This is a genomic window from Levilactobacillus senmaizukei DSM 21775 = NBRC 103853, assembly GCF_001592085.1.
In the GTDB taxonomy this organism is placed as follows: Bacteria; Bacillota; Bacilli; order Lactobacillales; family Lactobacillaceae; genus Levilactobacillus; species Levilactobacillus senmaizukei.
In genome coordinates this window covers 44,454-57,738 of record NZ_BCWD01000007.1, presented here as the reverse complement: position 1 = coordinate 57,738, position 13,285 = coordinate 44,454, and the positions used below count along the sequence as shown (strand labels likewise).

Genomic DNA, 13,285 nt, shown 5'->3' with positions numbered 1-13,285 from the left:
GTTTTCCTTTATTTTTATTAACTATATGTTTACAAATCCTTTAGACGCCGAATTCGCCGAAACAAGCCCGTCGGTGATTCATCAATTAACTCAGCATCCCTTGATAACATGAATTTTGTTAATTGTAGTTGGCCCAACGGTGTCTTAATACCTAATGACACCTTTAGATTCCGATAACTTGCATTTGCGTGCAGTCCCTGCATTACAAACGCCAAGACTTCTTTTTTTCCTTGTGTGACTAGTTTTTTGTCTTTAAAAACATTTTCAATCGGTAATTGTTCAAACTTATCGATTGATTTTTTCAAGGCATTACGAAACCCATTAATATCGAATACAGCGAAGTAATTCTCAACTTGCCAACAAATATCTTCAAAAACTGTATTTAATTCCTCATCAGTCGGGGTTCGCTTAACTAAAATCTCCTGATCCTTGAATGGTAAAACCAACTGGTGGAAATTGCGTACATAGCGGAATGGTCCCAGCCCAAAGTAATGGGCGGGTCCGAATACTGTATCCCGAACCAACTGGTTTAAATGAACATGGCTCACAACGACCTCAAAACTAACTACCTTGGACTCGCTTAAAATCTCTGGCGCCATCAACGATTTCAGCAACGCTTTCTCAGCTTCAACACTGTGCGAACGGGCCGTTGCAAGTTGACTCATATACAGAGTCGGCACCCCAACTACACGATAAGTTTCTGCCTTTTTTTCAGTAATCTTCAGGATAGCTAGGTACCCATTCCGTCGCTTCGTGTAGCCGCCATAAATCGCCGTCGGCCGATCATTCTTTGTCGGAATCAAAACCTTACTGTCGTTATCAGAAGCTTTGAAGATTGTCTGTGCATACATTTCCGCAGCGCTATCATAAACTTCATGTGTGACCAGCAAATGTTTCAGGCCCATCAAGTGCTTAATATAGTCGATATCTTTCTGACGGTCCCAGAGAATTTCCCCAGTATCGCTATCCACAATAACGCCTTGCTTGCTTTTGACCAAATCATGAATAAAGTTAAATCGCCGTAGATCCAAACGACTCGTTTGAAATTGGCCATAAACAAAGAACCGTTCCAGTCGTGGATATCGTTTTAGAAGATACGTACCAATCCGTGCCGCCAAATAAGCATCGATGGCATGGTGATAGTCATTCAGATCCCGTAATTTTGGCAAACCGGCCTCGCGTCGCAGCTCATGCGACAGCCCCGCCTTAACCGAAACCAACTTGGTCTCTTCTGGATTATACTGATGACTCAAAATTTCCGTAACCAACTTGATGACCTGACGGGTTTCGACCAACTGACGACGAATGAATCCGGTCGCATACTTACTTATCTCATCCGGACGCATCTCCAGATTACGAAGCTTACGAGCGCTAATTAAACCCGCTGCTCGCCATTGGTGCCAGGCGCCTTGCATCTTCGCACCATATTTTTCGGAAGCAAATGTATCGCTCTTATTTCGATTAATACTCTGGTGAACCAATACGCGGTTGTCCAAAGAATCATCCTTGATCAAGGCCTGCGGCAGAATATGGTCAATGTCATACTCCGACAGTCGGTCAATATTTAATTTTTCCTTCGAGTACATGTCCTGACCATTTTGCAAGAAATACAGCATCAACCGATCGGTGAAGTTCGCCTTATCCTTAATCTTATCCGTCAATTCCTGTTGAACTTCGGTATCAACCAGATCTGCGGCAGTCTTGGCGTATAAGTCTTGAAGTTGACGCTGACGTTGCCGACTCCGTTGCGGATTCTGGTCAGCACCGCGAGCGGCTTCCATGAAAATCCAGCTAGGGGCTACGCCATGATGGGCATTTTGAATATCCTTAACAACTGCCAGTACTTGCCGAATGGCTTTCTTATTCTGTGGTGACGTGTACAAATCATTAATAACAGTTCCAATGTCCTGCTTGGCCATACCCACGGTATTAGCCGCTTCAATTTGCTTCGCATAGTCTGGTTCATGCACAATCTGCATAAAGTTATGTTGAGTTCGCCAAAGCTGGTCCATAATCGACAGGCCCTGTTCATCCTTGATTTCTGTTAGTAGGTGCTTAGATAAGCGGCCCCAACCTCGATAACGATTGCTGGCAATCCGTCGCCGTTGATCTGCCGTCAACCACTCAATTTCCTTCAACTTTTCCACAAAAATATGCGTATCTTCAAATACCGTTGACCAATTGATAATTGTTTCAATATCGGCAGTTCTGTCTTTCCGATCGATATCATTTGGTAACCATTTCTGAAAATCACGGTACGACGTCAAAGCACTGTTAAACTTGGTAGGATCTGCTAGTCCGGAAATCTTGGGCAAACCATCAGTTTCGCCATGATGCTTCAAGGCATCTTGTAGATGCTTAGCTGAAATGGTGCCCTTTCCTTTAAAGACACGATCAAATACCCACTGTTTTTGATTGGTCGTCAACAACTCATCATCAATCCGAATATTATTTAATTCATTTAAGACCATAAACCGTTGGTAAAGGAGACTCTGCTGTGGCAAAACATCCTCGCCCAACAAATAGGTATCGGTAGTCTTCATCCGTTCGATAAATGCCGTCGCCGAACCCTTACGATCGACCTTCTCATCGAAGTTCCAAGGCGTAATTTCACCCTGAGCTTTACGAATCATCCAGGCAAACGGATTCTCGGTCGTCTTGAGCTCAGGATTGGCGGCAACCATTGGGCCCACGTAGTAAGGGACCCGGAAACTCACCAATTCATCCAGCATATAGGGCTGAGATTCTCGGTGATCGATTACGGGATTTTCCGTCCCAAGAAAAGGATAATACTTCTTCTGGTGGGCAATGATTTGGTCCAACTCTTGTTGATGGACTTGATATGGAATAACCCCGTTTTCCTTCGTTCTTTGCTTGGGCATAAACTGTTCCAACCCAATTAGCCGGTTAATTTCCTCGGCCGTTTCACTCTGGTCATCCTTAGTAACTCGCTTAACCGCCGTATAAAAATCATCAGCAATTTCATGTTGATCTATGTATGCATTATAAGCTGCTCTCAACGCCTTGGTACGCTTAGGATCCGTCTGATCCAGGGCATACTGTTTATACATCTCTAAGTGAGACCGATGTGCTTCATACCGCTGAACCATACTCTGTGAAAAGTTGAGGCCGCTGGGAATAATTTCCGTTAACTGAATCATTGCCCGTAGCTCGGCTAACCGATCGATCAACTGCTGAGCATGGTCATCGAAGAAACTGTCAATATCTCCCTGATGGTCTTCCAAGGTATCCAGACTGAAGGTCCAAGCCTTTTGGTCCTCTTTGGGCAAATCGAGACCAGTCAACAGATACAATTTTGTCTTCAGCCCCAAAATGGCCTTGGCCAATTCAGTCATGACTGGCTTCCAATTCTTCTCAACGGTCTCATTGGCCATCCAGAGCTTTACTAATCCGCGTTGTCGATCTGACCGACTTCGTGAACCATCAACCAAAACGGCCTTAATGGTTGTCAAATCATCGACTGGTAATTGTGGGGCATCTTCACTAATTAACGTTTGCCAGTCTGCATTAATCTCTTCAAACTTTTCCTTTAAATCAAGCTTCCCCGTTTTAAAGTCGGCTGGTTTACCTGAGCGCAAAAAGTTTCCGCGATATTTAACAATATGATGAATGGCCAGATAGATTTCCCGAATATCGAATTGTCGATCGGAATTCATTAACGCCTGACGCAGATGATAAGTCGTTGGATACTCGTCATGGAAGGCCTTATCTGTTTGATTATTGAATAATCGGTAAGTATCTTCGAATCGGTCATCTTGCGGTGATAGGCTCGACATCTTCTGACGAGCAAAAAATCCCGCATCAACGGAACCAATTGGTTCGTCGAATATTTCTCGCAGTAACCGTAGCCGCCAGCGACGACGTTGGATGCGACGGCGGGTTGTTCTGAACCCACGGCGTTCCTCAGCCGTTTGTCCCTCGTTAAATAACCGTGTCCCCAGCGCCGTTTGACCTTTTAGACGCTGAATCTTGCCATTCTCATCGACACTGGTCCAGCCCAGGGTACTGGTCCCAATGTCTAATCCAATTCCATATTTTTCAACCATAGGCGATAACGTCTCCTCTCCCGTCCTGTCGTTCTTTGACCCCAAAGTGACAGGCAGTTAAGTTCATTTTACTTAAGAGAGATTCTTCTGTCTACAAACAATTTCAATCATAAATATATAATTAGCGTTTACTATATTTCGGATATTCAATTATGTATATTTATTCATTCCTATTATAAATCCCAATCGTTATAATTATATTTATTTTCCACCCTTTTCCCGATTATCCCTTCTACTATTTGTCATTAATAATTTTCAAACACCGTCGAACTAATCCCGATTTTCTTTGTTGACAAACCCCAACCGCCTGGTTATGATTGGAGCCATATTAAACATACACGAACGCCTGACCAGGAAGAGTAGCGTTTCCCGCTAAGTTTAGAGACCACCGGTAGCTGAAAAGGTGGCTTACAACGGAACCGCGAAGATGAACCTGGAAGCAAGTCATCGGTGCAAGCTGACGACTCGACCTGAAGCCCGTTACCGCTTCCGACTTTTGGCAACAGAAGTTACGGAGATGGTGGGCGTGAGCTCCCCATAAAGCAAGGTGGTACCGCGAGTAAAATCGTCCTTATGTCTAATCACATAAGGACGATTTTTATTTAAGGAGATGTTTGGGGATGCAACGTAAGGGAACAATTCTAACTATTGCAGCACTAAGTGTATTAATCCTGGCCGGATGTGGTAGCCAGGCGAGCGGGCAAACGGGCAACGGCAAGTATGCCGCCAAGCAGGAACTAAATTGGACGGAGCCATCCGAACTCGCTTCCTCCGACCTGGCTCAGGCTACTGACACATTAAGCTTTACCGTTCTGCAAAACACTCAAGAAGGTCTCTACCGATTAGACAGTAAGGGAACGCCAGCCAACGCTTTAGCCACCAGTACCAAGATTACTAACGGCGGTAAGACCTACACCTTTAAGCTTCGCAAAGATGCCAAATGGTCGAATGGCCAACCCGTGACCGCTAAGGACTTCGTCTATTCCTGGCAACGAACGCTGGCCCCTAAGACGGCGTCACAAGATGCTTTTTACCTCTACCAAGTCGAGAATGCCGAGGCCGTTAACCAGGGAAAGAAGCCGCTCAGCGCCCTGGGTATCAAGGCCCACGGCGATTACAAGCTGACCGTTCAGTTGACCAAGCCCGTCCTCTACTTTAAGAAATTACTGGCCTGGCCCCTCTTTTACCCACTGAATCAAAAGGCCGTCGACCAATATGGCAAGCGATATGGCACGAGCTCCGCCAACACCGTCTATAACGGACCCTACCGTCTCAGCAAATGGAATGGTACCGGTAAGTCGTGGACGTTGGCCAAGAACCCAACGTACTGGGATAAGCAATCCGTCCACCTCGATAAGATTAACGTCGCCGTGACCGAAAGTACCACCACCAGCTATAACCTCTACAACGCTAAGAAGACCGATGAGACGCTACTCAGCGGCCAACAAATCAAGAACAATAGCAACAGTCAGGACTTCGTAAAGCGTCTGCCAACCGGGTCGCAACGACTAGACCTAAATGAAAATAAGGTTGCCGCGCTCAAGAATGCCGATGTCCGCAAGGCCTTATCCCTGGCTATCGACCGGCATCAGCTGGTTACCGACGTCCTGCAAGACGGCTCAGTGGCCGCCAAGGGCTACGTGCCAGCCGGCATGGGCAACAATCCTAAGACGGGTGAGGCCTTCAATCAAGAGGCGGCCACCGCGACCGGGACGTCTTACGACCTCAAGCAGGCCAAAGCCTTACTCGCCAAGGGACTCGGCAAGAAGCCATTAGACCTGACCCTCTCCGTTTCGGACACCGACACCAGTAAGCAAACGGCCGAATTTGTTCAAAGCTCCCTCGAAAAGCTCCCCAACGTTAAGATCACCATCAAGACGGTCCCTTACGTCCAACTGATTAACCAACAAAACAACGGCAACTACGAACTGACCCTGGCCAACTGGCAATCCGTCTTCGCCGACCCCATTAACTTCCTGGACGTCTTCGAATCCAACTCCAGTTACAACACCGGCCACTGGAAGAACAGCCAATACGACAAGTTATTGGCGGCAGCGGAAAACCAGGACGGTAACCAACCCAGTAAGCGGTGGGCCAAGCTGGTCCAGGCCGAAAAGATCCTGATGAACGACCAAGGAACGATTCCCTTGTTCCAGACGGCCAAGTCCCAACTACTTCGCAACAACGTCAAGGGCATCATTTACAATCCCGCCGGTGTCCCATACGACTTCAAGACAACCTATATTGCTAAGTAGGAATCAATTAACCCCGTCGTTTTGACTCATAATGAAAAAATAGGACTCAACCGACACGTCTAAGTGCCTCGGTCGAGTCCTATTTTTTAGCCCCATTTTTACAATTCCTGATCAATCGAAGACCGCCGTCATTGGTGACTGATAGCTGCGTACGAGACCGCGAAAAAGTTAGCTATTTAATCAACGGGAAATAACGGCAGTTCTGCCAGATAGCTGATGTCCTGGCGCTTCACGGCATCCCCTTCTGCCAAGATTGCCATTCGGCCGACGACCTTCGCCCCAGCCTTCTCGACCAGTTCTTCCGCCGCCGACAAGGAACCACCGGAACTGATAACATCGTCCACAATGACCACGCGCTTGGCGACCAATCGATCGGCATCGGTCCCATCCAACACCAGGCGCTGGGGCGCACTCGTGGTGATGGCACTTACCGGCGTCGTCAGGGGTGCCCGCATGTAGTCCTTCACACTCTTGCGTAGGACCACATATTGGGTATGATTCGTCAATCGACTAAGTTCCTGTGCCAACGGAATTCCTTTACTCTCTAGTGTTACCAAAAAATCAAATTCAGTGGGCATCCGCTGCACCAATTCGTGAGCCGCGTAATCTGTGAGTTCGGCATCCCCTAGTAAAACGAAGGACGCGATCGCTGTCGTATCGTTGATTGCCATGACGGGTAACTGTCGCGTCATGGGACCAATTTGAAGCTGATAGGTTTTAAGCATTCGTTATACCCCCAATCCAAGAAGTGGCAAAATGAATTTCAAGCAGGCCCCGTCAGCAACCCCGCAAACGGATCGGCAACCGCCGTGATAACCATGGTAATGGCCGCAATGGTGCCGGACGAACCTTGCAGGGCCGCCGTGGCGTTAACCGGAAAGATCACAACCGTTCCTAGAATAAAAAGAAACCCGGCAATCGACGCACTAGGCACATATTTCCCAAGCTTTGGCAACCAGCCAACCGCTAAGATGGCCGCCATGATTAACATCATCATGATACCGGCAACGACCGGTTCCGGTGCACTAGCCGTGGCGGAAATAATTGCCTCAACCGGCGCCCCACCCAGCAGGCTGGTTCCCATATCGGCAATTGATTGCGTAATCGTCAGTAGGTTCAGGTTAACCGGATTGGGCTTCTGACCCGTCATCTGACCCGTAATCAAACCATAGGAAATGTTCGCCCCAATATTCAAGCAGGCCAAGCTTAGGGCTCCCCGAACCACTCGCACACTCAGCATTGGCTTCGTAAAAATGAATCGGCGGGCGGTGACATGTTCTGATAACTCGGCGCGGTAATGTTCGATGAATACCGCCGCCAGACTTGAACCCACCACAGAAATCACGATGGTCCAGACCAGATCCTTGCTAACAAAGTACGTCACGGCCGCTAAAGCAACCGACAACCACCCCGTCAAACGTTGGCCTTTAGCCATTCCTAGGGCAATCTTCGCCAACATGATCCCCACACCAGCCATCATGCCGGCCATGATGTTGGCACCCAAGACGTCCACGATCTTAGTCAGCGTACCGGTCACCCCAATGACCAGCATCACCATCGAGCCGCCAAGGATAATGGAGGTTCGTTCACGTAGATTGCGCCCAAGATTCCCCGTCAGGGCCAACGATTCAGCCTGGAAGGAAAGCGGCGCAACCGCTCCAAAGGCACCGTTAACCGCTGAAGCAAAAATAAAAGAAAACATGGTTGGAAAAATAGCAAATCCCAGCGACATCGCCATGATTCCTTGTGGAATACCGTTTAACACTACCCCAATGGCCGCTAATAAGTCAGCTACCCAGTGCATAACTCAATTCTCCCCTTTATTGTAAGCTCATTATTCGTGATTCAATTTAAATCATAAGGTAATCCGGCGACTAAGTCACTAATTTTATCGGCTCTCACGAACATTAACTATAATTATAGTTATTAAATTCGATTATTGTTCGTTGCTCAAACCAATTCATTTCACAAACGCCCTGGTTCTTTTCACAAGGCAAATGCTTGTTAGGCCGGCGAGGAACGGGTAAAATACACCTATTACTTAGAGTTGGTCTAACGCCAACTCATTAGGAGGTTCTCATGACTTACACCATTCATGAAGTTGCCCAAAAGACGGGGATTTCTACTTATAGTATTCGTTACTACCACGACCACGGAATGCTCCCATTTGTTCAACGAGACGCGAATAACAATCGGGTCTTCAGCGACAGTGATCTGGAATGGCTGAATATGATCGTTTGCCTGCGGGCCACCGGGATGCCGGTCGAACGGATTCGCCACTACATCGAGTTAGTCCAAGAAGGCAAATCGACGGTTCCGGAACGCTATGAGATGATGAAGGTCCAACAGGAACGAACACTTGAAGAGATTAATCAGCTGCAAGAGCATCTATCAACTATCAACTTCAAGGTTGACCACTATGCTGGTCTGATGGACTCCCACGAGCCGGACAGTTTTGTTCCAAGTAACCTTCGCCAAACACCCGTCAACAATTAACCATTAACCGGCTCAGGACCCGCATCCCGAGCCTTTTTGTTGCGAGGATCAGCTTTTTAATGTAAGCGTTTGATATAACACTGACGATATGCTAATATAATAAGCTCATTGATTTTAAAAGGGGGCCTGTTATTTGGACACGACACCATTGCCGCACTGGCGGCGTAACATTTATTTATTTCTAACCAGTCAATTTCTGTCGGGAATCACCAGCATGGTCGTCCAATACGCCATCGTCTGGTACCTCACCAAGCAGACCGGGTCGGCCACAGTACTGAGTTTTGCCACGCTACTGGGTATGCTACCAATGGTGCTCTTAAGTCCCTTTGTGGGCCCATTCGTCGATCGCTGGAACAAGAAAGCCCTACTAATTATTCCAGACATAATCGCGGCAATCTTTGCCATCATTCTGTCGATCACTGGGACACTCCTACCCAGCTACCCCCTCTGGCTCATCTTCATCTCACTGCTAGTCCGGTCGATTGCTCAAACATTTCAAATGCCCACCATTCAGTCGATTTTACCGATAATGGTCCCCCAGAAAGAGCTGACTAAGATCAATGGCCAGTTGGGCATGGTACAGTCAGCCAACATGGTCATTGCCCCGGCACTGGGGGCATTTCTCTTCGCCAGTGTACCGATCAACTGGCTGATCCTATTAGATGTGTTGGGAGCCGCCATCGGGATTACCTTACTGGTGTTCGTTACCATCCCTGAACACCCCGTCATTGACGAAAAGGTTCACGTTCTGGCCGACGCCAAATTTGGTCTGGATAAGCTTCGTCAGACCAAGGGCCTCTGGGCCATTACCATGACCGGTGCCGCCTTCACCTTGATGTTCATGCCGGCTGCCAGTTTGTATCCTCTGATGACCATGGGCTACTTCCATGGTAACGTTGGTCAAGCCGGCCTGATCGAGGCCATTTACTCCGTGGGGATGTTGGTTGGCGGAACGATCATCGGTCTCTTCGGTAACTGGCCAGATCGAATGAAACCCATCCTGTGGGCCACGGTTGCCATGGGAATCACCTTTGGTGGCAGCGGCCTATTACCAGGTAACCACACCGGCTTTGTTTGGTTCGTGGTATTAAATTCCTTGGCAGGCGTGGTCACACCGTTCTACAGCACCCTGCTAATGTCCATGATTCAACAGAGCTTTCCGGCCGAACAACTCGGTCGCATCTTGGGTGTGCTGAACTCGATGATGAGTATCACAGGTCCCGTGGGTTTAATCTTTGCCGGTCCACTGGCCGATACCATTGGCGTGGAAAAGCTCTTCATTATTGGCGGTATCGGATCGCTCGTCTGCGGTTTCGCCATGTGGATCATGCCCAGTGCGCGGCACTTTGACCAGGAGCTCCAGGCTAAAACGGCGGCCACCGTTGTCGAAGAACCATCTGAATAACTATCCAATCCGATTGCATATTTTGTAATCGGATTTTTGGTTTGACAAGGTGAATGAATTATTATAATATTCATTCATAGCCAATTAGGAGGGGCCCCCATGGAAAAAAAACAGCAACGATTATTTAACGCAGCTCATGATTTATTTCTAACGCAAGGCTTCAAAGCCACCAATATTTCCGCCATTGTCGCGGGAGCCAACGTGGCCGTGGGAACCTTTTACAACTTCTATCAGTCCAAGACGGACGTCTTCGTCCAGGTCTACAACGCCGAGAATGACCGGGTTAAACGAGCCATTCTTGCTAATGTTGACTTTGATCAGGCCCCTAATCCTCTCATCAAGACCATTCTCAAACAAATCCTTGACCAGTCTGCTAATAACCGGATTCTTCAGGAATGGTTTACCAACGCCAAATTGAATGGCATCATCGCTAAGACCAATGCCCTCACGGTCGAAAACAGCTTCATCTATGCCACACTGGTCACCCTCATCGATCGTTGGTTAGCGGCCGGTTTACTCAAGCCGACAATGACTAAGAGCCGAGTTCTCAGCCTCTTCAATGCCTTAACGGTCGTAGATTTCCACCAGAGTGAGCTGCAAACTGACGACTATTTTCAGTTACTTGGCGACCTCATCGACGCGATCCTATTAAAAATTCTAAAATAACCAGGAATGGCTATTTTTTTAATTATTAATGAATGAATTTTAATTTTATTCATTCACACCCCGAAGGAGACCTAACCATGAAAAAAATCATTATCGCGGTCCTTATCGTTCTTGTCGCCATCGCCTTTATTGGCGGCGGCCTGACCGCCTGGGCATCTGGCACCCATCGGCGGCTTAACCTCAACCACTTCACTGCAACACCGTTAACCACCCAGACCCAAATACTTTCTCAGTCGCCCAAACAAATCCGTTTTGACTTACGGACCGCGGTCATCAAGATCGAACCCGGCCGGACTAACCAACTCAAGCTAACCAATGCCGGCCAAAATCAATACCAAGTTAATCAGACTGGCACGTCCTGGTCACTCACGGAAAAACAAGCTAACCGTCACCAACTTGAAATCGGCCAGTCGCCAACCATTACCTTGACCCTAGCCGATCCTCAGGCGATCCAACAACTGACCATTAACCAACTCAATGGCACTCTAAACCTGAATGACCTGACCACCAATAACCTGGCAATTCATCATCACAACGGCACCACCTTTGCCCAGAACTTGACCCTCACCGGTGCTGGCGAGGTGACTAAAGACAATGGCCGAACAACCATTCAACACCTCACCAGCAATGGGTTGACCGTTACCATTAGGACCGGCCAATTCAAGCTGAACGGCCAAAAAACTGGCCGCCATTACCAGCAATCTGGCTACCAACCCTTGCGTATCACTAGCGGTTCTGGTCAGGTGAGCGTATCCCAATAAGAAATGGACGGCTATCCCAAGGGAGCCGTCCATTTTTGCGATTAAGTCATTTCTATTCGCGAAATTAATATTTTAGAGTTTTTGTTCGAAACCTTCCATCGGTGCCGCCTGATTTTGATAGTCGGCCGCCGCCTCAGGATCGGTGGTAAAGTGCATGACCGAGTAGAAAGCCGTCTTCAAATACCCCTGCATGGCACGCGGAATCTTCAGTTCATCCATTTCGGATGGTGACAGTTGGTAACGAATGCTGGCTTCATCACCATCGGCAATCTTTTCAAACCATTGCGGTTCCCGAATCATTTCTCGACCCATGGCCACCAATTCAGCACCCATCCCGAGAACTGCCTCGGCATCGGCCGGTGTTTCAACCGATCCCACACCGATCAACGGCTTACGGCCGGCCAATTGCTTAACTAACTTGGTCATGATCAATTCATGATCTGCCGGATTATTCAACGAGGTCCGGTGGGCCGACCCCATGGAAACATGGACGTAATCAACGGCCGATTCGGCCAGTTGATCCACAAAGGCTAAGCTATCTTCGAGGCGAATCCCGGGCGTTTCAATTTCTTCCGGTGAGATTCGGTAGCCCAGCAGGAATGGTCGATCGGCACTCTCATCAATTGTGGCAGCCACGCGGTTAATCACCGCCTTGGCAAAGGCCATCCGACCGTTGCGATCGCCGCCCCATTTGTCCGTTCGTTGGTTGGAATTGGGAGAAAAGAACTGTTGTAACAAATAGGTGTTGGCGCCGTGGAGTTCCACGCCATCGAAGCCCGCTGCGATCGCTCGGCGAGTGGCCGCCCCAAACGCCACAATAATGTCTTCGATTTCAGCGACCGTCAACGCCCGTGGCTCCTGCGAATCGGGTGGAAACACGGCTTTAACCGCACTAGCACTGACCGGTCGCTTCCCCCGCAAAATCTGGTCGTTCGACTTGCGACCGGCATGGAAAATCTGTAGGATAGCCTTCGTCCCATTTTGCTTCATCGCCGCGGCCAGCTTGCTCAACCCGGCAATATCGCGGTCGTCCGCAATGGATAGTTCGCCTTCGAAGCCTTTCCCGCTGGCAATCACATTCGCCACTTCCCCGATGATCAGACCGATACCGCCGGCGCGAGCGCCGTAAAAGGCAATCTCATCATTCGTCACCTGACCATCATAAAAGCTAGACATAGTAGTGGTAGGCGACATGACCATCCGGTTCTTCAAAGTCACACCCTTATTAAACGTATAGGGTTCCATAAATTTATACTTCATCCGTTATTCCTTCTTTCTGCGAGGCCATACAGGTCGCTAGTGCTGTTAAGACAGGGGATAAACTCTCACCCGCCGCCGTCAATCGCCACAAATGATGTTGGTGATCGACCACCACCAGTTGTCGCTGTTGCAGGCGCCATAACCGAGGATAAGCTTGCCACCATTGCCATCCATGAAAGGGCTGTCGTAGCTGTGACAGGGTCCGCGGCCCCGCCAGTAGGGCTAACATCAACCGCCATTCCACGGGATGATTAACCATGGATTGGGTTGTTTTTAGTCCCCGAATTTGAGTTTCCATCGGCCACCTCCTTAAACAATACGCTCAGCATACCTGGTCTTCGGCCACAAAAAAAGAAGGCACTTTAAAGTGCCTTC

General features: G+C 48.5%; 9 protein-coding genes and 1 pseudogene. 5 read left to right on the top strand and 5 right to left on the bottom strand.

The features are described 5' to 3' along the window. Window positions 1-29: 29 nt before the first annotated feature. The gene (gene cas9 / locus LSE01S_RS04115) at window positions 30-4,067 is read right to left on the bottom strand and encodes a type II CRISPR RNA-guided endonuclease Cas9 (protein WP_061776362.1); all 4,038 of its coding nucleotides are present in this window, start codon (window positions 4,065-4,067) and stop codon (window positions 30-32) included. A gap of 620 nt (window positions 4,068-4,687) precedes the next feature. Between cas9 and LSE01S_RS04110 the strand changes: the two genes are divergently transcribed. Then, window positions 4,688-6,322, top strand: a complete 1,635-nt coding sequence (locus LSE01S_RS04110) for a peptide ABC transporter substrate-binding protein (RefSeq protein ID WP_061776361.1) — start codon at window positions 4,688-4,690, stop codon at window positions 6,320-6,322. A 176-nt stretch (window positions 6,323-6,498) separates the two neighbouring features. On the opposite strand, the gene LSE01S_RS04105 is transcribed toward LSE01S_RS04110, so the two are convergent. Continuing rightward, the gene (locus LSE01S_RS04105) at window positions 6,499-7,047 is read right to left on the bottom strand and encodes a phosphoribosyltransferase family protein (protein WP_061776360.1); all 549 of its coding nucleotides are present in this window, start codon (window positions 7,045-7,047) and stop codon (window positions 6,499-6,501) included. A 3-nt stretch (window positions 7,048-7,050) separates the two neighbouring features. Continuing rightward, window positions 7,051-8,126, bottom strand: a pseudogene (locus LSE01S_RS04100) (NCS2 family permease). A gap of 275 nt (window positions 8,127-8,401) precedes the next feature. On the opposite strand from LSE01S_RS04100, the gene LSE01S_RS04095 reads away from it, so the two are divergent. The 4 genes from LSE01S_RS04095 (at window position 8,402) to LSE01S_RS04080 (ending at window position 11,650) form a co-directional block, all read left to right on the top strand. Next, window positions 8,402-8,818, top strand: a complete 417-nt coding sequence (locus LSE01S_RS04095; RefSeq protein ID WP_061776359.1) for a MerR family transcriptional regulator — start codon at window positions 8,402-8,404, stop codon at window positions 8,816-8,818. Window positions 8,819-8,951: 133 nt separating this feature from the next. Next, on the top strand, window positions 8,952-10,223 hold the full coding sequence (locus LSE01S_RS04090; protein ID WP_061776358.1) for an MFS transporter: 1,272 nt from the start codon (window positions 8,952-8,954) through the stop codon (window positions 10,221-10,223). A 99-nt stretch (window positions 10,224-10,322) separates the two neighbouring features. Further along, a complete protein-coding gene (locus tag LSE01S_RS04085; RefSeq protein ID WP_061776357.1) occupies window positions 10,323-10,889 on the top strand; it encodes a TetR/AcrR family transcriptional regulator in 567 nt (188 codons plus the stop codon). A gap of 77 nt (window positions 10,890-10,966) precedes the next feature. Continuing rightward, window positions 10,967-11,650, top strand: a complete 684-nt coding sequence (locus LSE01S_RS04080) for a DUF4097 family beta strand repeat-containing protein (protein WP_061776356.1) — start codon at window positions 10,967-10,969, stop codon at window positions 11,648-11,650. Between the two features lie 72 nt (window positions 11,651-11,722). Here the strand turns inward: LSE01S_RS04080 and LSE01S_RS04075 are convergent, their stop codons facing one another. Next, entirely contained in the window at window positions 11,723-12,910 is a 1,188-nt protein-coding gene (locus LSE01S_RS04075; protein WP_061776355.1) for an NADH-dependent flavin oxidoreductase, read from the bottom strand. Continuing rightward, on the bottom strand, window positions 12,900-13,208 hold the full coding sequence (locus tag LSE01S_RS04070; protein WP_061776354.1) for a hypothetical protein: 309 nt from the start codon (window positions 13,206-13,208) through the stop codon (window positions 12,900-12,902). Before LSE01S_RS04070 ends, LSE01S_RS04075 begins: the two co-directional genes overlap by 11 nt. Window positions 13,209-13,285: the final 77 nt, after the last annotated feature.